The following is a 20,765-nucleotide window of genomic DNA, read 5'->3' as shown; positions in this document are numbered from 1 at the left end:
AGTCTTGAAAATACTGACTTTTAGCCTCTTTAATACAGAAAAATCCCCGGCAAAAAGCCGAGGACTTTGTCTACAGTCTGAAAGGGAGCGTCACCGCTCCCTTTTTATTTTATCTCATAAGTTGTTCCGGTCAAAAGATATGATTGATGATACCTTTTGGATTCTTTTATCATCTGATTTATCCACAATAACCGTTATCTGCGGAGTCCATTTCGCTGCAGTACATCACTACACGGTTTCTCCCCATATTCTTCGCCCTGTATAATGCAGTATCTGCATGTTTAATTGTCTCCTGATAATTTTCTTTGCTGCACTCTGCCACTCCCACCGAAATCGTAACCGTTCCGGTTTCCAGTTGTAACTGTTCCACAGCCTCGCGGATTTCCTGCGCATGTTCCTCAAATCTCCGCTCATTCTGTTTCATGATGACGATAAACTCTTCCCCTCCCCAGCGGACCAGAATCTCGTCCTCGCATAATCTGGACCTCACAGCTTCCGATACCGCAACTAATGCTTCATCTCCAGCCGAATGTCCATACATATCATTAATACGCTTAAACTTGTCCAGATCATACATTGCGATCGCCATATACTCACCCTTTGCGCAGATAAACGTGTGATTTTCCCCAACTAATGACTCAAACACATTACGGTTATACGCTCCCGTCAGTGCATCATGCCGAAGGTGATCTTCCAGTTTTAATTTCAAGGCAACCTGATCCCGGTATGTTTTTTCCATTGCCACATCAAATACACAAATTCCGATATACAACGGGATTCCCAGAAGAAACATCATCACGTAATCCGGATAGTGTAAAAAAGTATTTGCAATCGCAATATCCACAAACAACAGCCCATGTCCTATAACCTCATATGGAAGCGGTGCTGCAATGCCAAATGCCATAAAAATAAACAGAATGATAAAAAATCCTACACATGCAAAACTCAGGTCATCCAGATAGGTACATGCCCAGATCGTACACCACATTACACTGTGCCCAATCGCATAACTCATCGGTACCATAATCCGATAATCTTTCGTATACTTATTCAAAATTAAATAAATGAGAAATGGAATGATAATTGCAGATCGTGAGATCAGCGTTTCAGTGGAAAATCCACCCAGCAGATAGCAATCCGAGAAAAAATATCCGATTGATGGAATACTGATTCCGAACACAGCCCACAAATTCAAAGTTCTATAATACTCATACTTTTCCTGATAAAAATTTTGTTTATCCATAGGTATACCCTCTTTTTATCCACTTTGTATACTTCTTAGCATAAAAAAAGACCTATAGCAAACCACTATAGATCTTCCAGTGAGACACGGGGGATTCGAACCCCCGACAACTTGATTAAAAGTTATCTTTGTCTTTTTCACCATAATAAAAGAATCTTTTGTGTTATATGTTATTGTTTTCGATTTTAAGTTCAAAAATTTCTACTAATCTATGTTATTTCAATTTAGATATCTTTTACCCTACGTTTTTTGAATTTGATGATTCTTTTTCTTGTTCGGCTTTTGCCGCTCCGGCATTTGCCAGTAGTAAAATGCTGTCCTGCTCTCCTGGGCTGCATTGTCGGAAGTGTTCCAGAAGTTCTTGTTCCTGATCGGTTAGGGTTGGTGGTGCTTCTGGATTAAGATCTAATAGGTAGTCACTGGATATCTCTAAGTATTTGCATACTTTTATTAATATTTCGCTTCCAGGTAAAAAACCTTTTTTCCATTTTGTTGTTTGTGATTGGGCTATTCCGGTGCCTTTTGCTAGTTTGTTTAGTGTTAGATTTTTCTTTTTTAAAATCTTGTCTAGGTTTTCGTAAAACATTTCTCTCCTTTTTAGCAAAATTTTGATAATTTTCTTGACATTGTATCTCGATTTTGTTATTATACTATTAGAGGTTAACAAAATTGAGATACATTTTATTTTTACCTCTAGTATATCATAACTAAAAAATTTTTACATTAGGTTTTTTCATGGAGGTGCTGCTATGAAATTAGAAATTACCAATGATACTTTTTTTGAATTTTTAGCGGATTTTGAAACTGCTGATTCTGCATATTTGGCGGCTCAGGATGCTATGTGCAATTCTATTGAGGTTGATGATGATGAGTGGAATGCTCTTAAATCTGCTTGTGAATCTGCTCGTTCTAATCGTGATCATTATGCCGTTGTTCTTTCGCGGTTTTTAGTAAGTGTTAAAGGTTGGATATCTTTTGAAGCTGATACTCCGGTCGATACTTCGGTTGATTCTCCTGCTGATGCTCCGGTCGATACTTCGGTTGATTCTCCTGCTAATGCTCCGGCTGATGTTCCGGCTGATGCTCTGGCTGATGCTTCGGCTGATGCTCTGGCTGACGTTTCAGAGGATATTTTCCCGGCGATGTCCGCAAAATGCAGACTTTGTCCATCCTGTGTAGATGGTCGGTGTTTCTTTGTTCCGGACATTTACGACAGTGAGTTCCCTTGTCAGTCCTCTGCTTGGGATAACTTTTTCAAAAGCGGCGGCTCTCACGGACCGGCACCCTGACGCGCGTTCTTCTCTTTGCGCATCCTTGGTTTAAGTCTTTTTAACCGACTGATACCGATTTATTGCCGAGGAAAGACAACCAAAGGTACATGTCCGCGGTCTCCGTAGTCGTTGTGTGTATGTGTAAAAGCTGCAGTTTTGTAGTCTTGTGCGTATCCTTGTGGGTAAGCTTGTTTATATCCCGGGGTAACGCGCTACAGCACACCAGCAAGTTCACCTCCCGGGGGACTTGATGGGGTGCGTTATCCCGGGATATAAACAGCTTATCCATAGGATATGCATAGACGGAATGCAGTTTTTGCACATATGCATAGCGATTTTGAGAGGTAGTGGGATGGATCTGTGTTGGAGTTACGAGAAATGCTCCCCCAATCGGTATCGGTTGGTTCTAATAGATAATGTTATAGGATGCGGTCATACCCTGCGCGCGGTCTGGGTGCCGGGCTATGAGAGCCGCCGCCTGATAGATATATTGCAGGCGGCCTGGTATTTAAACAGTGGCGGTAAGATCCGGAACGGTTTAGCCGATCATACGGTGTTGATTCTGGATCAGATCGCAGAATATAGAAAGGAGTCTTAACGCTGGTAAAAAAAAGTATAGCGAAATCCGTGCGGTTGACACAGGAAGTTTATGATTACATCGAACAGCAGGCTGGGAATGGATTTAACGAAAAATTTGAAAATATAATCCTCGAAGCAAAAAAAGGTGAATCAGAACGGAAGAAAGAGCTTGCACGGCTGGATAAACAAATCAGGAAACAGCAACAGAAACAAAATTTAGTATTTTCACAATTAACGAATTTTGATTATTTTCTCAATTCTTTTGAAGCTGCTTCAAAATCTTTGAATGACCTGAAATGTCATCTTAAGGATGCGGGGCTTTCCTTGCAAAGAATTGAAGAAGTAGAAAACAATATAAAGGAGATTGACAATGAATAAATTTAGAATTTTTCTGTATTACTCGGGACTTGTAGACATGAAAGCAACTGAAACAAGGGATGCCGTCAAGGGTGTATCCATGGAGTTTCTTTTTTACGGCGAACACGGGGAACAGGTAGAACCTACCGTTTCCGCTGACGGAGTATCCGGAACTAGACGCGGTAAATCGTTTCTTTCGGAGGACAAGTTACATAAAGTCAGCTATGTTCCCGGTATTTACGACGGCACTTTTGAAATGACTGTCGGATCTGATGGAAAGCCAGTCCTTAAACTGGTGGATGTGGACTTTGTTGACGCTGCTGTTATTTCCCCGAAAGATTCTGGGAAAGGAGCTAAGTAATGAATGAAACCGAAATTTTGGAAAATCAGGAAACTGCTCCGGCTGCTTCTCCTACTGTTGACGGCTCTACAGAGGAAAGCCGATCAGATGATATTGTATCTTCTGAGACTGTTCAGGTGATTGATACGCCGGAAGTTTTGGCTTCAAAGATGAGTTACAATGTTGCTCTTTTATTCGTCCTGTCAATGTTGGTAGGGCTTATCATATTTCATATATTATCGCGGAGGTGGCAGACATGAATTTTGATAATGATATGTTTTCTACATATTTAACAGTTATTGCCGCCGGAATATCCGCAGGTTTTGTTCTCGGCTTTATATCGTGGGGCATAGGCTACGCGATTTATAGCATAATAAAATTTTTTAAGATGGCTTGACCATCAGAAGGAGGTTACCTATGGAAGCTATTTCAAGTGCAATGAAGACAGCCTTTTCTACTGTCCAGACGGATGTTACGTCCATGATTACCGCATCTGCGCCTTATGCGCTGGGTATCATTGGCACAGTGCTTGCCGTTACAATCGGCATTAAAGTTTTCAAGAAGCTCACCGCGCAGGCGTAGTTTTTGGAAAATAGTTATCACTCTAAAAAGGGTAAGGGATTTCAAGTGCCCTTACCCTTTTTTGTATCTCATGCCCTCTGTTGCTGCTCCGCTGATCCGGATTTTCTGCTGAAAAATTGAGATACATCAAAAACATAATGAAAGCTTATAACAAACGTAAACGACAACCAAAATCATAATCATGATTTTTCCCGGTTCGTCCAGGTAGTTCCAGAAATCTGCTCTGTCCGGTTCTGGTTTCTTTTTGCGCTTCTGTCGTATTTCTTCCATGGGTGTTTTTACATCCTGCCCGAAGACGTACTTCCGAACATAGTATTCCTGACTATGGCGTTTCGGTTTGTATTTTCGTTTCAAATAGGTTTTTGAATGTTTTTTCGGTGCGTACTTCTCGCGCCAGTACTCTTTGTCATGTTCATCTGGCATAATCAAACCCCTCCTGTTTTGATTATACCATGTACATAATAATTATACGAGAGGGTTATTTTTTATGAAACATTTTTTTAAAAAGATTGTCCCTGTTCTGCTGTCGTTGTTTATTGTCGCTGGTGTTGTTTTTTCCAGCTATGACACTGCTAAGGCTACAGGCATGGAGGAATATTTATATGTAACCTATTGGGATTTGATGAATACACTTTACTCTATGTGCGGTTATGATATGAAAGTATCTGATGATCAGATCAAGAATCATGGTGTGACAGGTAAGCAGGCATGGAATAATTTCACATCATTTGTTGATAATGCCGCAAAAGTACACTGGAAGTTATATTCTGATGCCGGGAAAGCTGCTGTGAAAGAGCTGAAAAATCTTGTAAATACTGCTACGGAAAAGGGTATTTCTATGTCGCAGGATCTGTTTGATATGCTTAAGGATGTGTTTGGGTATCAGGCTAAGTATTCAAATGCTGTAAATCAATTTGATACATCATCTGTTGATGTAGTTTATGAGGAGTTAATGGCTTGGACTTGTGCTTCATCTGATTTTGAAGATGTTGATTATTTGAAATCAGTTGCTCGATCTGTATTTTCCGGTTCGATATTAAATATTGTTATTGATTCAGCGGGGCGATATATAGTTTTTTGCTCTTCTTCAAATCTTTATTTGTCTAAATCTGGTTATATTTATGTTTTAGATTCTAAGGGTAATGAAGTTTTACCGGGTTTTTCTCAAGTGTGGGTTCAGCCTTATAGTAAGTCTTGTCATAAATATGATGGTTGTATATATGGTGTGACATCTTGGATTGTTAAAGGCGGTGCTTTTACTGGTGCTGATGTTGTAAGTGCGCAAGTGTCCGCCGGAGCTTGCCCGGCTGAAGTCCCAGACGTGAAGCCGTGGATTAAGTCCCCAGATATTCCTGATGAATTTCGTATTGTTAAGCCAGGTGAAGCACCTGGTCAAAAACCCGATCCAGATGAGCACCCCGATTGGCTTCCGGGTATAATCCCGTTTAAGCCTAAAACTCCGCAAAAACCGGATGGAACGGAAGAAACCGAAACAACGGAAAAGCCGGAAGATCCTAAAGATCCTGAAAAACCGAAGCCTGACAAAGACAAAGATAAGGATAAAAAAAGGAAACCTGCTTGGAATCCTATTATTAATCCGCAAACCGGAAATGTTATTGATCCGGAGACTGGTCTTGACATTGATCCGGAAACGGGAAAACTTATTGATCCGGAGACTGGTAAGCTGATTGATCCGGATGATGCCGGATCTGGAGGCGGTGGTGGAGGTGGTATAGCTGATAAGCTGGGGAAATATGGAGATATAACGAAATTATTCCCTTTCTGTATTCCTTTTGACATTGTAAATCTGATCAAAGGCATGAGTGCAGAAAAAGCTCCGCCCGTTTTTCATTTTAAGTATTATTTTAAATCTATTAATTACACATTCAAAGTTGATGTCGATCTGTCTAAATATGCTAAATATATTAAATTGTTTCGCTATGGGATGCAGATCTTTTATATACTGGCGCTTATGTTTATGACAATCAGGATATCTAAATTATTTAGTTAGGAGTGATTTTATGCAACTACTTTACGGAATTATATTTGCCATGCTCGTGCTTTGCGTTGGTTTAGTTTTTAAAATTTTACCAACCAGTCCATTTCTTGCTTATCTTGGTGTGTCCGAGTTTAGCGAATATCTACCTTATATTAACTATTTTGTACCTATTGATGCCTTTATCGTAATATCGGAGGGCTGGCTTGTCGCTGTAACGGCATGGATTATCTTGAAATTTGCCCGAAAAGCTGTGACAACTGTTACAGAAATTACACCCCTTATGTAGGAGGTTTTATGATTACTCTTTATTCTGGAACACCGGGTGCAGGGAAATCCCTGCATCTGGCATCCCGGTTATATCATTGGATGCAATACCGCCCTGCTCCGATCATCGGCAACTTCTCCTGTGATTTTAGCAGCATAAGTAAACCGAAAGGTTCTTTCCTGTATATTGATAACGCTTTCCTTACCCCTGAGCGTTTAATAACGTTTTCCCGTAACTATTCTGAATACGTGGGACGGAGAGTTAAGGAAGGAGAGATTTTGTTAGTGATCGATGAGTGCCAGATCATGTTTAATGCCAGGGAATGGGGGCAAAAGAACCGGGCTGCATGGTGTAGTTTTTTCACCCAGCATCGAAAACTTGGCTATGAGGTTATATTGGTGGCACAGTTTGACAGGATGCTTGACCGTCAGATCCGGTCTTTGATCGAATATGAGTGGGTGCATCGTAAAGTCAGTAACTTCGGAGTTGCCGGGAAGTTTCTTTCCCTTTTTGCTGGTGGCAAGTTGTTTGTAGCCGTGAAAGTATGGTACCCCATGAAAGAGAAAGTTGGATCAGAATTTTTCGTAGCACGAAAAAAGTTTTATTCCATTTACGATACTTATGCTCTTTTCTCCGCTCCTAGTTGATTTATTTTGTGTATCTCAAAAAGTCCGGCGCTTCTGGTGCCAGGAAAATTTTTTGAGATACAACGAAGAACGGCACGCCCCGGACAAGATGTGACGCGGGGGATTGAGGGGGACCCGCGGCGCGGCTTGCCCGGGGTGTGACCACGGGGCTGTAATACGTGGTCTGAAAATACACAACTAATTCTTGCTAAACTCTGATGAATACTTACTTTGAACCCATTTTTGTAATTTCGTAGAATTGCAATTCTACGAAAAAATATTTTTACATGGAGGTGGTTATTTTGATTGACAAGTTGTATATTAAAAAATCTTTTATATACAATGAGTTTGATGAGGTTGAAAATACATACTGGTTTGATTTTAAGCAAAAAAAGTTTCTTCACAACATTGATACATTTTATTATTCCGTCAAGTTCAAAAATGATTTTACAAATGATTCTAAGGACTTGAGTGTGAAACGCTTCCGCAGGAAGTTTGATGCGATTGGTCAGGAATGGGAAAAACTGAATGACTATTCGTCTGGTGTGCCCTTTTTCTTTGATGGTCTGCCTAGTGCTTTGAACTACAAACCTTTTAGTTATGCCGGATGGTACAACATTTGTTTGGAATGTCCGGAGTTATTTGATATCTTTTTCGCTCCAAAAGTTCCGCACTCTTCTGATAATGGTGATTCAGTAACCTGTGAATGTGTGGTGCAGATTCGTAGTTATATGCTTTGGATGTATGGGGTTCATATAGCTTATGAACGTTCTTATGAGTATGTAAAAGCGATTGCAGATTATTTTGGACTTGAAATTGATTTTGTCCAGGAGAACCGTGTGGACTATTGTTGGCACTCTAACTATTTAAAAAACCCGGAAAAGTTTTTCAGTCCGGAAAACTTCTATAAAATGCGTGTGGATCGTTTTAAAGATGCATTATTACATACTTCCAAAAAGGGATCAGAAGATTTTGAGATTGATTATCTTGCTATCGGAAAGCGATCTGATAAAATTTTTATTCGAATTTATTTGAAATCAAAGGAAGTAGTTGAAAAAGGTTATAAACCATGGTTTTTTAAAGTTTGGTTGTTCAATGGACTTATTAACAGATATGATATGTATTGTTATGAGTACGCATTTTTAAAACACAGTTGGAAAGCTTTAGATTATGGTCGATTGCAGTATTATGCAGAATTTGGACGTCAAAAACATTATGTTGAGAAATGCCGCAGGATTTTAACAAAAAAAGAAGATATTTCGCCGGATTCACTTCATAAGCTCGCTGATCTGCTTACTCCGCCTGTTAATTTGATTATGAATGTGGAGTTCCAGACAATGAGGAAACATACAAAAACATATGAACTTTTACCTTTCTTTGATAATTCGTCTAAGGGAGAGGGAAAACGTGTTTATGATTATTTTGACAACTGGAAACTCATTTGTGATTATCTTACAAGTAAAGTTTTACGGTTAGTTGAACCCCATGAACCCGGAAAAAATGATTCAAATAAATCTCGCCGTGATTTGTGTCCTTTCTGGAAAGCACTCCGCAGCTGTAAACTTACGGATGCATTTATACCGGATGATCAGAAATCACTTGTTAGAACGTATACAAGAAAACTGAATAGTGAAGTTGTGAAAGCTCGCGCTGTTAAATCTGCTATAACATATGGTATTTATACCCGTGGTATTAATAGTGATGATCCTTTGAGGGATTGTATTGAGGCGCTTTGTATGCTAAACGATAATGATGTTGAAGATGCAATTCGTTTTAAAACAAAGAAAATCCGCCAATTCAATTCGGATGAATTAGCGGACACAATGAAAAATGCTGTTAAGCGTTCCAGTAACCTTATGATTATTGATAAAAATACCGGAGATATAATTTTCAACTCTTAGCTTTGTTATAACATGAAAAAGCCAAAATGTAAAGGCGAATGTTGCAAAGTGGTGGTTATATCTCCTGATAAGGAGGGTTTTTATATGAATGTACAGATGGCTTTTAACTTATTTCTCGTTGATCATGAGTCCTACTGCTCTGAACAGTCTATTGTATATTATCGGTTCAATGTGCAGAAATTTGTTGATTTTCTTTCCGATCAGCTCGGATCAGTGCCTGATCTGATCGAGTGTGATGTAATTTCTCGGGAGTTGGTGCTTGCATATCTTTCCCAGCTCCGGGGGACAGGATGTAAAAATACTTCTATCAATACTTATTTCAGAGCAGCAAAGGTGTTTTTAAATTATTGCATTGATGAAGGGTATTGTTCTGCTGATGTTCTCCGGAAAGTAAAATTTCTGAAAAAAGACAATGCTCCGGTGCTTCCTCTTACGCAATGGGAAGTTGATGAAATTGACGGTTGTTATAATGATAAAACAGAATCCGGACTTCGTAACCTTTGCATTATCCATTTGATGCTGGATGCTGGTTTCCGTCTCGGTGATGTGGTGTCTCTGACATTTAAGGGAATCAATTTCAAACTCAATTACCTGACGATTAAAGGTAAAGGGGATAAATTCCGGACAGTGTTCCTGTGTCTGAAGTTGAAACGGATGCTTTACCATTATTTGATCAAATATCGGGCTTACACACCGGAAGATGATTTTCCGGTGTTTGCTCAGGTTGGAACAGCTGAACCGATAACAGAAACGTCTGTGAAAATGGTTTTTGCCAGATTAAAAAAGAGAGCCGGTATAGATCGGCTGCATCCGCACCTGCTCCGACACACATTTGCAACGTCTTTTATTATTGGCGGCGGCAATTTGGAGTTTTTGCGTATGATGTTGGGACATAGTGATTATGCAACAACTAAAATGTATTTACATCTCGCCCAACAAGCTAAGATGTTGCACAGCGATATATACAGATTAGATCCAGTATTTTTTCAGGCTGGGTATTAAGGAGGAATTATGGATATAAAAGAATTTACTATAACATTGGATGAATATGTAGTCGTTGATCCTGTGGATGGTTTTTGCTACTTCTGGTCAAAGTCAGAATTTGAAGCGAATCTTTTTTATAAAGTCAATTGTTCGCTTCGCGCTTCTTTGCTCCATGTGTAATGTATCTCAATGTTGAATGGCTGCGGCGCTGATCAGGAAAACCGGCTTTGATTTGTGAGATACATTTTGAAATGTATTACAATTTCTTTTCCTGGTTCCGGTTGCTGCAGAAAAAATGAGATACAACAAAAAAGGACTTCCATTCTTGGAAGTCCTTACTTTTTATTTATATTAAAACATATAATAAAAAGTTCTTAGTGAGACACGGGGGATTCGAACCCCCGACAACTTGATTAAAAGTCAAGTGCTCTACCAACTGAGCTAGTATCCCATAATTTAATTTTTAAGCAAGCTGGGCTAGTTGGATTCGAACCAACGAATGCAGGAATCAAAATCCTGTGCCTTACCGCTTGGCGATAGCCCAACAATGATAGTTGCTACCGCAACAGGGTGGATACAGGGATTCGAACCCTGGGCCTCCAGAGCCACAATCTGGCGCGCTAACCAACTGCGCTATACCCACCATAGAGATGTTATCGTACCATTTAGAGCGCTAACATCGCTCGCAGGAACGCGCATGTGCTCGAAGGGATTCGAACCCCCGACCCACGGCTTAGAAGGCCGTTGCTCTATCCAGCTGAGCTACGAACACTCATCAATATCGCTTTCGCAATATCAGAGCGGGTGATGGGAATCGAACCCACGTATCCAGCTTGGAAGGCTGGTGTTCTACCATTGAACTACACCCGCATGTAGTCGGGGTGACAGGATTCGAACCTGCGACCTCCTGGTCCCAAACCAGGCGCTCTAGCCAAGCTGAGCCACACCCCGAAGGCTATGTTGTTGCGTCCGTGTTGTTTGTGTCTCATCCGTGACGCAAGATAGATTATAGTATAGCCTGGCAATAAAGTCAACAACTTTTTTGAATTTTTCAAATATTTTTTTCAATTTCCTCAATAAGCCCCAGAAACTCGGCTTTTTTCAATGCCTGCGTGGCAGATACAGAGAAAGAATATGTGCCATCCGACCAGGTTGCAAGCATATAACTGCCTTTTTCCTGTCCTTTGAAAGTGACAGAATATTTTCCCACAACAATCAATTTTTCTTCTGCATAGTGCGTATAGTCACCGGAATTATCCTCCTGCCCCTGTGACTGCCGGAAACAGATACTTTGTGAATCCCAGCGATATGTGATCTCTGCCAGTCCATCCCCATATGTCACATAGGAACGATCCGTTGCTTTTTCTTTCAGCGAAGCAATATCCCTGACCGGAAAGCCCACCGCATCCGTCAGTTTTTCGGCCGATGCTACCTCCTGTGGCGCATATACGCCCTCTACCGCCGGTTTTTCTTCTCCCGGCTTTTGCGGTTTTTGCGGAATTTTCTGCCGGATCTGCGGAACTGCAAGCCCCGCCACAACAATCACTACACATGCAGCAAACGGAAGAATACGACGTGCCAGCCGCATCGGAACAATATTATTTTTCCGGGAGCGCGCGTACTGCCTCCCACACAAAACGCAGATCTTCTCGCTTTTCTGCAACGAGCGTTTCCTCCAGCTCATCGGTCTGCCGGATACGATTGTAATCAATCCGGTTTTTGCTCAGGTTGGCAGCCACTTTCAGAAGCCATGCCTTCTCATGGGCCGGGTTCTCCAGAACAGGCGCTGTCTGCAGATATTTTATCAGAGTCTCCTGCAGGATGTCCTCTGCATCGCTCATATTATGTAAATAAGCATATGCCATCCGCAAAATACTGTTTCCGTAATCTTTCAGAAGCTTTTCCGCTTTCTGGTTGACCGCTGCCCTCTCGTCCTGTTTCTCCTGTTTTACAGCCATCTGCAACAGATGCTGTCTGCATATCCGCCAGCAGTCAGCGGCTGCAACATGCAGCCGCTCCTGCCAGAAAATTGTCCGTTCCAGACAAATTACCATATCTTTACTCCTATTGTACCTGTTTTACAAGTCTGATCAGTGCTTTCTGGCTCATTCCTGCACTTGTATACAAAGAATAGGAATAGGTTCCGTCACTCCATACCGCAAGATTTTTCTTCTTTTCCGTTCCTTTGATCGTAACCTTTCTCTTTTTCCCTTTGACAGACACTTTCTTTGTCACATCATAAACATTGTAATCCCCACTGATATCTTTTCCCTGTGATATCAGCGCCTTACGGATTAAAATCTCCTTATCCCCGCTTTTGTAAAATACCTGCAGAACTAATCCGTCGACTGCCTGAATCATATCTTTTGTATAACCACTGATCTTTTTCGGAAGCTTTACGGAAAATCCCACTGCATTTTCTGCATCTTTCACAGAAGTGTATTCCTTCCACGGATTCGGAATCTGCTCTCCCTCCTGTGCGGAAATTACCGGTGTTTCCGGACTCTCCGCCGCAAATACACTGCCAATACCACAGGTCAACGCCGACATTGCCATCATCCCGCATAATATACATACAACCAGTTTCTTTTTCATAATAAATTACCATCCTTTCCGTATGTGTGTCACAGCTTTTTTGCTGTTCTACTTACTATACAGATCAGATGGTAAAAATGTTTCATTCTTTTTTAAATTTCTTTTTTCAGTAATTCTTTCATCGCACGCAATGCCTTGCCTCTGTGACTGATCGCATTCTTCTGTTCTGGAGAAATCGCTGCCGATGAGCATCCGTATTCATCCAGATAAAAAATCGGATCATACCCAAAGCCGTTTTCCCCTTCCGGTTCCCAGCCGATATATCCTTCCATCGTCTGACGGGTCACCAGTTCCCTTCCATCCGGAAGGACAGCCGCAATCGCACAGACAAAGCGTGCGGTACGTTTTTCTTTCGGTACGCCATCCAGACGGTCAATCAGATTTTTGTTTTTCACATCGTAAGAAGTATCCTCTCCCATATAACGGGCAGAATATACACCCGGCTCTTTATTCAGTGCATCGATTTCCAGTCCGGAATCATCAGCCAGAACAATCGCATCCGTATGTGCAGCCACGGCCCGTGCTTTGATCTTTGCATTTTCCTCGAAAGTAGTTCCATCTTCCACAATATCCACCCTGATGCCGGCTTCCTTCATGGATACAATATGTACATCACAATCCGCCATAATCTCACGAATCTCACGCATTTTATCCTTGTTTCCCGTTGCAAAAATAATCTCTGTCAATTTAATATCCCTCCTGAAATGCTTCATTGATTGCGTTATAAATACCCTCAGCTGCCTTTTTCTGATAACTTGTACTGTTCAGCAGATCCAGTTCCTTATAATTTGTCATAAATCCTACCTCAATCAGTGCCACCGGCACCTTACTTGTGCGGATAATATAGATACTGTCTCCTTTTAGCAGCCCCCGGTTCTCACTGCCCGTCGTATCCACGACATTTTTCAGGCAAATCTCCGCCAGCTTCTTACTCGACAACTTTGCGTCATCCGATTCGCTGTACATTACCTGGGTTCCCTTCACTTTGGTAAAGTTTCCGGTTGCATCCGAATTGTTATGTACGCTGATAAACAGATCTGCATTTGCCTTATTTGCCAGCTGAACCCTCTGATCCAGCGTCGGATTCGTATCCGATGTACGTGTATAGTACACCCTGATCCTGCGTTTATCCTCATCAAACAGTTTTTTCAACTGCTGTACGATCGCCAGATTAAGGCTTTTTTCAGAAATTCCAAGTTTTACGGCACCTGCTGCGTGGCTTCCGTGTCCGGCATCCACCACAATGACTTTATCATAGATATCGTGCGGATCAATAAAATCAATGTAAAGGCTTCCCTTTTTGAACCGGTTTTTCAGTTCATACACCTGATCCAGCTGAAGTGCGATCACGCCCTCTTCCTTATCCTTATAATAAGCCATGGATGCTATATGATCACTGCTTCCCTTGATGGCATACTGCTCGAAATAATCATCCACACCGCCCGCAAATTTGATATAAATGGTCTGCGTCACATAATCATTTTCAATTTCTACATCTGCTTTTGAAATTCCCTCCGGTAGAGCAATCTTAAGCTGCGCGTTCAGATCCTTTGACTGCTCCACCACCGCTTTCGGATTCGCCGTTGTAGCGATCAGATTTCCTCCGCCGACTTCCTTTTGCTGCTCGGCTGCCAGAACAGCCCGTTCATGTATATCCGGGAAAAAGAAAACCGACACGCAGACAATCACCGTCAGGATTCCCGACAGTACTGTCACCCACTTTAAAACGATTTCGTCCATCTTAATCCCTCGTAAATGCTTTAATGCAAAGATTGCAATCTTTTTTCTCTTTTACGTTTACAAAGTTTTTTCCATTTAAACTGATATAACCCTCTCCGTCATCCAGATCCACACCCTGTAAAATTTTCTCTCCGGTATCATATTCGATTGCCATCGGATGTTTGGTTCCGGGTGTTTTCAGGTATACCAGCACGGCATAACGTTCCCCTTTTTTCAGGGAAACCTTTGTATCAAAATCAACGGTGTAATATCCCGCTTTCTGTAACGTTCCGGATGCAAGCTGTTCTCTCTGCGCAAAAGACTTCTCATTTTCAAAATCGTGCACCACATAAACTTCATACTGTGTGTTTGCACCGGTCGCATAAAAAGAAGCAGCAGACAATGTTTCGCTCCCTTTTGCCTCAAACACATTCGCCCCGTAAATCTGGTCACTGTCATATCCTAATTTTCCAACCCAGCCGCACAGATCACTCTGATAGATGTGATCATAATTATGTACATCATCTACCCGCGTATATGCCACATTATGCGTACCAATATTCGTATCGTAGTAGGACACATAGAAAATTCCGTTTTCTCCAAATCCATCTCCCCAGCTGTTCTGGCAGATAAACGCACCGTCTCCCTCCAGCGGAGTATTGAAATTGGATCTCGAATAATTGTCATCCCATCCAATGATCACTACATCATGATTCGGTTTTTCCGTACCAATATAACAGTACGCACTTGTATTCTGATTATAATACACCGAACTCCCCTGTGAACTTCTTATGGTACTGTAAAGGGAAGATTCCACACCGCCATATTTAAATACCGCTTCTTTTATTCCTTCGTAATCTTTACCGTCAATAACCTGCATTTCCTGCACATGACGCACTGCTTTGAGCGAATCATCCGTCATCCCGTCCCCATACGGATCGTCCTTCTCATAGACCGGTCCCTGCCATGCTGCCAGATAAGCCATTCCCATGGTATATTCTCCGCCATCATACTGATTGGCATGAAAAGAATTGCTCATACTCATATGGTCCACGGAAAAATTAACTTTTTCCTCCGGTCGCAGGGAAGACTCCAAGGCACTGGTTGCGGCAAACGCCCAGCACGTACCATAGGAACCCTGATTGTATATCGTTGATACCCGGTCACGCTCCCTTAAATCATAGGAAGCCGGAACAATCGCAGAAGTATCTTTATCGGATGCCGTAATTGTATTACTTGCGATATCGAAACTGCAACTGTAACCTAACAGGTTGGACAGATCTTCCAGACTGACAACCAGCTGGCCTCTGACTTCCTTTAAAGCGGATGAAATATCTACTTCATCCCCATTTAAATACGCCTTTTTCTGACCCACATCCATCGATACGGACTGACTGTGTTTTTCCACCAGAAGACGTTTTTTATCGTACACATGTGCACTGCAATTCAGCGCATCCCGCAACATGCTGACAGGAACCATAATATTGCGGTTTTTGTCCATGTAAAATTTCGATTTACTGTTATTGTAAGTCTGGTTATCGATTACGGCATGAATGGTCTGCCCGTTGACTTCCTTTGCCACCATCGGATTCCATACCTGTGTATCCAGTTCTCCTCCGCGGAACCGTCCCACCTGTGCATTGTCCACGCCCAGAATCTGAAATTTTAAAATAAAAACCAGCGCCAGCACAATTGTAAACGCAATATACCGTTTCGAGTATTTCATATATTACTGCTGTTCCTTCCTTTCGATCGTTTTCTCTGCTGTTTCTCTGCGTTTCGACGGTTTTGGCCCCATAAACTGATAAAAATAGGTTTTTATCATACCATTATAAATCTTTCTGTTTTTATCTGCCTTTCTTCCTATATAACGCTCCGCATCCTCATAACTGGTAATCATATACAGTGACCAGCTGTCAAGTCCTGCATAAGCCTGTCCGATCTGCGTATACAGCTCCGGAAGATCCTCTTTCTCCTCGAGGCGCTCTCCATACGGCGGATTTGTAATGACAAACCCATATTTTTTCGGATGATGCAGATCCGCAACCGCTCTCTGCTGAAAATGAATCAGATGATCCACGCCCGCACGCTTTGCATTCTCTCTGGCTGCTTTCACCACTTCCGCATCGATATCATATCCCTGAATATCTACCTGGATATCTGCATCCATAAGATCCTGTGCCTCTTCTACCGTGTCATACCACAACTGTTTCGGAATCAGATTTTTCCATTGCTCTGCGGTAAACTGCCGGTTCATTCCCGGTGCAATATTTGCTGCAATCATGGCTGCCTCAATCGGGAACGTTCCACTTCCGCAAAACGGATCTACCAGAATACGATCCTTTTTCCACGGTGTCAGCATAATCAGTGCTGCTGCCAGCGTCTCCGTCAGCGGAGCCTTGCTGGTCATCAGACGATAGCCTCTCTTGTGCAGGGAATCCCCGGAAGTATCCAGTGTAACCATTACCTCATCCTTTAACAGGAAAATGCGTACCGGATAAGGTGCTCCATCCTCCGGAAACCAGTTCAGCCGGTATACATTCTTCAGACGCTCTACCATCGCCTTTTTTGCAATTGACTGAATATCCGACGGACTGAACAGTTTACTTTTAATAGAAGATGCCTTTTTTACCCAGAATTTTCCATCCTTTGGAATATAGTCTTCCCAAGGCAGAGCTTTTATCCCCTCAAACAGTTCATCAAATGTTGTTGCCCTAAAACGTCCTACCTGCAACAGCACTCTTTCTGCACTGCGAAGGAATATATTTGCACGGCATATGGCTTCCGCATCTCCCGCAAATGTCACTCTGCCATCTTCTACTCTTGTAATTTCATATCCTAAATCATAAATTTCTCTTTTTGTTACCGCCTCGAGTCCAAAATGACACGGTACAACCAATTCATATGTATCCATAAATATTCTCTTTTCTACTATAATGTATTGCATGGTCTGCAGTTCTATTGTTACATATTCTCACGATTTTTAAAATAGTTTTTCGAAATTTTTTTCATCGCCTCATAACCACCAACCACACTTGCCACATGATACCCCTGTTCCCCAAGCATACGCGCCATCTGCATGCTTCCTCCCCCATGGTCGCAGTACAAAATCAGCTTGCGGTTTTTCGGCAGACGGGCAGTTCCTCGTTCCAGCTGATCATACGGATAGCTGACGGCCCCCGGCCAGTGTTCGCTCTCATACTCTTTCCTGTCACGGATATCAATTACCAGTGCCCTGCTCTCCCTTTGTTTTGCCCTCAGCTGCGATGCGTAAATCAGTTCAAAATCTTTCACAATATCCTCCAGAATATGCCGTTTTCATTAAAAAACAGATTACACGCTGTCCTTCGTGTAATCTGTTTTTTATTATATTATGCAATTTTATGCATTTTGTTTCTGCCTATCGCATATTATCAGATGCGGAATCAGACACATCTCCTGCCTTATCTGATACCCTGTCTTCTGTCTTGTCTGATGTCTTATTCACAGATTTATTGGATGTTCTGTTTTCAGACTTGTTGGAATAACAATCAGAGACACGATTGCTCCCACTGCGATTTGTTGCACTGTTTGTTCCTGTACTGTTTTTTGACATACTTTTTCCTCCTTTAACGTTTCCCCAAAAACTGCATGGTTCAACGAATACAATTATTTAGTACAGGAATAGTTTCTCAACTTTTCGAGAAAATATTCATTATTTGATTGCAATCCATACCGCAATCCATTATAATAACTTTTGAAAAGAAGTTTTTTCTTCTTTTCAATGTTATACCTCTTATTAATTATTTATACTCCCCTCAAAAGAGCCGGTCAGACGACCGGCTCTTTTACTTTCTTCATATGCTTTCATTTATATTTATGCATTCATTTCCCGTTTGATAGCCGCACCAAAGGCTACTTTTGACAGTGGAAACTTATAAAACAGCTTCATAAGTCCATACTGTATCACTCCTCCGGTCAGAACCAGTACAATATCTGCCACAATAGCCACCAGTGGATGAATGAATCCCTTTGGGATAAAAAAATGCAGTCCGATTTCCAAAGGCATTCCGGCTCCAAATATAAGATGGATGGAAGATATTCTCCCTGTGCATATTTACCGGCCAGGATATCTGTCCGAAACTGATTGGCAATCTGCATATAAATCTGTCAACCCTATACTTCCATTTTATGATTTTGTTTTCTCCGTACCCGGCTCAGATGCTGTTCAAAATATCCTTTATTGATAAATTCTGCCAGCGCATACTGTTCCAATACCGGTACGGTACAGGAAAATCCGCCGGAAGTTTTTTTGTAACGTTCCATCAGTCTCTCCGGCAAAATCATATATCCCATACGAATGGACGGTGACAAACTTTTAGAAAATGTATTGATATATATGACCGAACTGCTGTCATCCAGCATAAACAATGTCTCTACCGGCTTACCAGGCATAAAGAACTCACTGTCAAAATCATCTTCCACAATAAAATGATGTTTTTCTCTTGCCCATTCAAGATATTCGTATCGCTTCCCTATGGTTGCCGTAACCCCGGACGGAAAACTGTGAAATGGTGTCACGTGCAGCACATCCGCCCTTGTCTGCGCCAGCACATCACTCCTGATTCCATCTTCCCCCATAGGCAGCATTTCACAGACCGCACCCGTTCCCTCATAGACTTTCCGGATCTGATGATAGGACGGATCTTCAATTCCATAAATCTTATCCGCTCCAAGAATACGCACAACCGTACCATACAGATGTTCCGCTCCCGATCCGATAATAATCTGTTCCGGCTGCGCAAATAATCCCCGGTAACGCAGCAGATAGGATGCAATACTGTTTCGCAGAATCGCACAGCCCTCATTTGGTGAACGATACAGCAATTCTTCTCCATATTCTGTAATAACACTTCGCACAGTTTTAAAATACAGAGAATATGGGAAGCTGGAAAGTGCTGCATTCTGCAATCGTCCATCTTCGATTTCTTCCGGTATCTCGGGAAGCATATGCAGTTGCTGATTCTGCTCTTTCATTTCTCCGATTACATGTATTTCACATACATAATATCCACTGCGTTCTCTCGGTTCTATATACCCTTCATCTTTTAACATCTGATACGCATTCTCTACCGTGATCAGACTGATTCCGAGGTGTTCCGCCAGACTTCTCTTGGATGGAAGTTTTTCTCCTTTTTTCAGTTTTCCACGCTCAATATCCCGTCGGATCATTTTATATATATAATAATATTTCGGTTCATCATTTCTCTGTTCCAGATTGTAAGTAAGCATATTCTTCTCCCGTCATTTTCTTTTATATTTGAACTTTTACGTGCTGGAATACTAAAAAAGGAGTAAGACTTACGTCTTGCTCCTTTTTTCATACGTGCGCGAGAGGATTCGAACCCCCGACACCTTGGTCCGTAGCCAAGTGCTCTATCCAGCTGAGCTACGCACACATATTTACTTAACACTATAAATCATAGTGTAATGCCGGCGACCGGAATCGAACCGGTACTGTGTCACCACAACAGGATTTTAAGTCCTGCGCGTCTGCCAGTTCCGCCACGCCGGCATGAATGGGACCTACAGGGCTCGAACCTGTGACCCTCTGCTTGTAAGGCAGATGCTCTCCCAGCTGAGCTAAGATCCCATACCGTAATTGTAAAACAATTACTAAAACGACCCAGACGGGACTCGAACCCGTGACCTCCGCCGTGACAGGGCGGCGCTCTAACCAACTGAGCCACTAGGCCAGATCGTTGAACATTATAACATATATTATCGAGTATTTCAAGTAAAAAAATGGACCATCGGGGACTCGAACCCAGGACCGACCGGTTATGAGCCGGTTGCTCTAACCAACTGAGCTAATGGTCCAAAAAAGAAAAAGCCGATGATCGGACTCGAACCGATAACCTGCTGATTACAAATCAGCTGCTCTGCCAATTGAGCCACATCGGCGAATAAGCTCTTTTGATGCTCAGCTGAGTATCAGCTTTACAGTCAGTGACTCCAACGGGAATCGAACCCGTGTTACCGCCGTGAAAGGGCGATGTCTTAACCGCTTGACCATGGAGCCATATTTATCTCTTACATAAGAACATCTTACATAAAATAACTCCCCGAGTAGGGCTCGAACCTACAACAACTCGGTTAACAGCCGAGTGCTCTACCATTGAGCTATCGAGGATTATCAATTGAAAGTATATACTTTCAAAACTTCATACAGATTTAACCGCTTTTTTTAATCAAGCCCTCGACCTATTAGTAACAGTCAGCTCCATGTGTTGCCACACTTCCACCTCTGCCCTATCTACCTTGT

At 42.0% G+C, this 20,765-nt stretch carries 27 protein-coding genes and 14 tRNA genes; 13 read left to right on the top strand and 28 right to left on the bottom strand.

The features are described 5' to 3' along the window. Nucleotides 1-178: 178 nt before the first annotated feature. Both M72_RS09515 and M72_RS09510 read right to left on the bottom strand, forming a co-directional pair. Nucleotides 179-1,243: a GGDEF domain-containing protein gene (locus M72_RS09515; RefSeq protein WP_055068046.1), complete on the bottom strand. Its 1,065-nt coding sequence runs from the start codon at nt 1,241-1,243 to the stop codon at nt 179-181. A gap of 235 nt (nt 1,244-1,478) precedes the next feature. Continuing rightward, on the bottom strand, nt 1,479-1,829 hold the full coding sequence (locus tag M72_RS09510) for a helix-turn-helix domain-containing protein (protein WP_055068045.1): 351 nt from the start codon (nt 1,827-1,829) through the stop codon (nt 1,479-1,481). Nucleotides 1,830-1,992: 163 nt separating this feature from the next. Here M72_RS09510 and M72_RS09505 point away from each other — a divergent pair, with 163 nt between their 5' ends. The 7 genes from M72_RS09505 (at nt 1,993) to M72_RS16840 (ending at nt 4,372) form a co-directional block, all read left to right on the top strand. Then, complete coding sequence (locus M72_RS09505; RefSeq protein WP_055068044.1) at nt 1,993-2,532, top strand: hypothetical protein; 540 nt, start codon at nt 1,993-1,995, stop codon at nt 2,530-2,532. Between the two features lie 382 nt (nt 2,533-2,914). Beyond that, entirely contained in the window at nt 2,915-3,112 is a 198-nt protein-coding gene (locus M72_RS16845) for a hypothetical protein (protein WP_206541823.1), read from the top strand. Nucleotides 3,113-3,147: 35 nt separating this feature from the next. Beyond that, complete coding sequence (locus M72_RS09500) at nt 3,148-3,471, top strand: hypothetical protein (protein WP_141652723.1); 324 nt, start codon at nt 3,148-3,150, stop codon at nt 3,469-3,471. Further along, entirely contained in the window at nt 3,464-3,811 is a 348-nt protein-coding gene (locus tag M72_RS09495) for a hypothetical protein (RefSeq protein ID WP_055068042.1), read from the top strand. Before M72_RS09500 ends, M72_RS09495 begins: the two co-directional genes overlap by 8 nt. Continuing rightward, nucleotides 3,811-4,050 (top strand): hypothetical protein, encoded by a 240-nt coding sequence (locus tag M72_RS09490; protein ID WP_055068041.1) that lies wholly within the window; start codon nt 3,811-3,813, stop codon nt 4,048-4,050. Before M72_RS09495 ends, M72_RS09490 begins: the two co-directional genes overlap by 1 nt. Further along, the gene (locus M72_RS17160; protein ID WP_176694782.1) at nt 4,047-4,187 is read left to right on the top strand and encodes a hypothetical protein; all 141 of its coding nucleotides are present in this window, start codon (nt 4,047-4,049) and stop codon (nt 4,185-4,187) included. The genes M72_RS09490 and M72_RS17160 overlap by 4 nt, the downstream gene beginning before the upstream one ends. Before the next feature lie 20 nt (nt 4,188-4,207). After that, nucleotides 4,208-4,372 (top strand): major coat protein, encoded by a 165-nt coding sequence (locus tag M72_RS16840; RefSeq protein ID WP_141652722.1) that lies wholly within the window; start codon nt 4,208-4,210, stop codon nt 4,370-4,372. Between the two features lie 126 nt (nt 4,373-4,498). Here M72_RS16840 and M72_RS09485 read toward each other — a convergent pair whose 3' ends face one another. Further along, nucleotides 4,499-4,795 carry a hypothetical protein gene (locus M72_RS09485; protein ID WP_055068040.1) on the bottom strand — a complete coding sequence of 99 codons (297 nt, stop codon included), beginning with the start codon at nt 4,793-4,795 and terminating at the stop codon, nt 4,499-4,501. Nucleotides 4,796-4,859: 64 nt separating this feature from the next. Here M72_RS09485 and M72_RS09480 point away from each other — a divergent pair, with 64 nt between their 5' ends. The 6 genes from M72_RS09480 (at nt 4,860) to M72_RS17155 (ending at nt 10,327) form a co-directional block, all read left to right on the top strand. Continuing rightward, nucleotides 4,860-6,383, top strand: a complete 1,524-nt coding sequence (locus tag M72_RS09480; RefSeq protein ID WP_055068039.1) for a hypothetical protein — start codon at nt 4,860-4,862, stop codon at nt 6,381-6,383. Nucleotides 6,384-6,393: 10 nt separating this feature from the next. After that, entirely contained in the window at nt 6,394-6,657 is a 264-nt protein-coding gene (locus M72_RS09475) for a hypothetical protein (RefSeq protein ID WP_055068038.1), read from the top strand. 8 nt (nt 6,658-6,665) lie between these two features. Next, on the top strand, nt 6,666-7,283 hold the full coding sequence (locus tag M72_RS09470) for a zonular occludens toxin domain-containing protein (RefSeq protein ID WP_055068037.1): 618 nt from the start codon (nt 6,666-6,668) through the stop codon (nt 7,281-7,283). 281 nt (nt 7,284-7,564) lie between these two features. Next, complete coding sequence (locus tag M72_RS09465; RefSeq protein ID WP_055068036.1) at nt 7,565-9,163, top strand: hypothetical protein; 1,599 nt, start codon at nt 7,565-7,567, stop codon at nt 9,161-9,163. An 84-nt stretch (nt 9,164-9,247) separates the two neighbouring features. Next, nucleotides 9,248-10,165: a tyrosine-type recombinase/integrase gene (locus M72_RS09460; RefSeq protein ID WP_055068035.1), complete on the top strand. Its 918-nt coding sequence runs from the start codon at nt 9,248-9,250 to the stop codon at nt 10,163-10,165. A gap of 9 nt (nt 10,166-10,174) precedes the next feature. Next, a complete protein-coding gene (locus M72_RS17155) occupies nt 10,175-10,327 on the top strand; it encodes a hypothetical protein (RefSeq protein WP_176694781.1) in 153 nt (50 codons plus the stop codon). 198 nt (nt 10,328-10,525) lie between these two features. Here M72_RS17155 and M72_RS09455 read toward each other — a convergent pair. From M72_RS09455 to M72_RS09335, 25 genes are all read right to left on the bottom strand, one after another. Beyond that, nucleotides 10,526-10,598, bottom strand: a tRNA-Lys gene (locus tag M72_RS09455). A gap of 21 nt (nt 10,599-10,619) precedes the next feature. Then, nucleotides 10,620-10,691, bottom strand: a tRNA-Gln gene (locus tag M72_RS09450). Between the two features lie 25 nt (nt 10,692-10,716). Then, nucleotides 10,717-10,790: transfer RNA gene (locus tag M72_RS09445), tRNA-His, on the bottom strand. Nucleotides 10,791-10,845: 55 nt separating this feature from the next. After that, a tRNA-Arg gene (locus M72_RS09440) sits at nt 10,846-10,919 on the bottom strand. Nucleotides 10,920-10,946: 27 nt separating this feature from the next. After that, nucleotides 10,947-11,017 (bottom strand) — tRNA-Gly (locus tag M72_RS09435). A 6-nt stretch (nt 11,018-11,023) separates the two neighbouring features. Further along, nucleotides 11,024-11,098: transfer RNA gene (locus M72_RS09430), tRNA-Pro, on the bottom strand. 100 nt (nt 11,099-11,198) lie between these two features. Then, entirely contained in the window at nt 11,199-11,810 is a 612-nt protein-coding gene (locus M72_RS09425; protein WP_141652721.1) for a hypothetical protein, read from the bottom strand. Further along, nucleotides 11,746-12,201, bottom strand: a complete 456-nt coding sequence (locus tag M72_RS09420) for an RNA polymerase sigma factor (protein WP_055068033.1) — start codon at nt 12,199-12,201, stop codon at nt 11,746-11,748. The genes M72_RS09425 and M72_RS09420 overlap by 65 nt, the downstream gene beginning before the upstream one ends. A 10-nt stretch (nt 12,202-12,211) precedes the next feature. Continuing rightward, the gene (locus M72_RS09415) at nt 12,212-12,742 is read right to left on the bottom strand and encodes a DUF4367 domain-containing protein (RefSeq protein ID WP_055068032.1); all 531 of its coding nucleotides are present in this window, start codon (nt 12,740-12,742) and stop codon (nt 12,212-12,214) included. Between the two features lie 92 nt (nt 12,743-12,834). Then, nucleotides 12,835-13,428, bottom strand: a complete 594-nt coding sequence (locus M72_RS09410) for an XTP/dITP diphosphatase (RefSeq protein ID WP_055068031.1) — start codon at nt 13,426-13,428, stop codon at nt 12,835-12,837. Between the two features lies 1 nt (nt 13,429). Continuing rightward, a complete protein-coding gene (locus M72_RS09405) occupies nt 13,430-14,482 on the bottom strand; it encodes an N-acetylmuramoyl-L-alanine amidase family protein (protein WP_055068030.1) in 1,053 nt (350 codons plus the stop codon). A 1-nt stretch (nt 14,483) separates the two neighbouring features. After that, nucleotides 14,484-16,187, bottom strand: a complete 1,704-nt coding sequence (locus M72_RS09400) for a lectin like domain-containing protein (RefSeq protein WP_055068029.1) — start codon at nt 16,185-16,187, stop codon at nt 14,484-14,486. 3 nt (nt 16,188-16,190) lie between these two features. Next, complete coding sequence (locus M72_RS09395; RefSeq protein ID WP_055068028.1) at nt 16,191-17,375, bottom strand: THUMP domain-containing class I SAM-dependent RNA methyltransferase; 1,185 nt, start codon at nt 17,373-17,375, stop codon at nt 16,191-16,193. Between the two features lie 50 nt (nt 17,376-17,425). Then, nucleotides 17,426-17,755 carry a rhodanese-like domain-containing protein gene (locus M72_RS09390; RefSeq protein ID WP_022046809.1) on the bottom strand — a complete coding sequence of 110 codons (330 nt, stop codon included), beginning with the start codon at nt 17,753-17,755 and terminating at the stop codon, nt 17,426-17,428. 106 nt (nt 17,756-17,861) lie between these two features. Next, nucleotides 17,862-18,056, bottom strand: coding sequence for a hypothetical protein (locus M72_RS09385; protein ID WP_022046808.1), 195 nt, complete (start codon nt 18,054-18,056; stop codon nt 17,862-17,864). Between the two features lie 261 nt (nt 18,057-18,317). Next, nucleotides 18,318-18,503 (bottom strand): hypothetical protein, encoded by a 186-nt coding sequence (locus M72_RS17150; RefSeq protein ID WP_176694780.1) that lies wholly within the window; start codon nt 18,501-18,503, stop codon nt 18,318-18,320. A 113-nt stretch (nt 18,504-18,616) separates the two neighbouring features. Beyond that, nucleotides 18,617-19,732: a MocR-like pyridoxine biosynthesis transcription factor PdxR gene (pdxR, locus tag M72_RS09375; protein WP_022046806.1), complete on the bottom strand. Its 1,116-nt coding sequence runs from the start codon at nt 19,730-19,732 to the stop codon at nt 18,617-18,619. 93 nt (nt 19,733-19,825) lie between these two features. Continuing rightward, nucleotides 19,826-19,899 (bottom strand) — tRNA-Arg (locus tag M72_RS09370). Nucleotides 19,900-19,931: 32 nt separating this feature from the next. Continuing rightward, a tRNA-Leu gene (locus M72_RS09365) sits at nt 19,932-20,015 on the bottom strand. 5 nt (nt 20,016-20,020) lie between these two features. Further along, nucleotides 20,021-20,093, bottom strand: a tRNA-Val gene (locus M72_RS09360). 29 nt (nt 20,094-20,122) lie between these two features. After that, nucleotides 20,123-20,196: transfer RNA gene (locus M72_RS09355), tRNA-Asp, on the bottom strand. A gap of 50 nt (nt 20,197-20,246) precedes the next feature. Next, nucleotides 20,247-20,320, bottom strand: a tRNA-Ile gene (locus tag M72_RS09350). 11 nt (nt 20,321-20,331) lie between these two features. After that, nucleotides 20,332-20,404, bottom strand: a tRNA-Thr gene (locus M72_RS09345). Between the two features lie 46 nt (nt 20,405-20,450). Next, nucleotides 20,451-20,522 (bottom strand) — tRNA-Glu (locus M72_RS09340). A 39-nt stretch (nt 20,523-20,561) separates the two neighbouring features. Further along, nucleotides 20,562-20,633 (bottom strand) — tRNA-Asn (locus tag M72_RS09335). Nucleotides 20,634-20,765 lie beyond the last annotated feature (132 nt).

The organism is Roseburia faecis (genome assembly GCF_001406815.1).
Taxonomy (GTDB): Bacteria; Bacillota; Clostridia; order Lachnospirales; family Lachnospiraceae; genus Roseburia; species Roseburia faecis.
The sequence above is the reverse complement of the archived record's forward strand: the minus strand, read 5'-3'. Positions and strand labels throughout refer to the sequence as shown.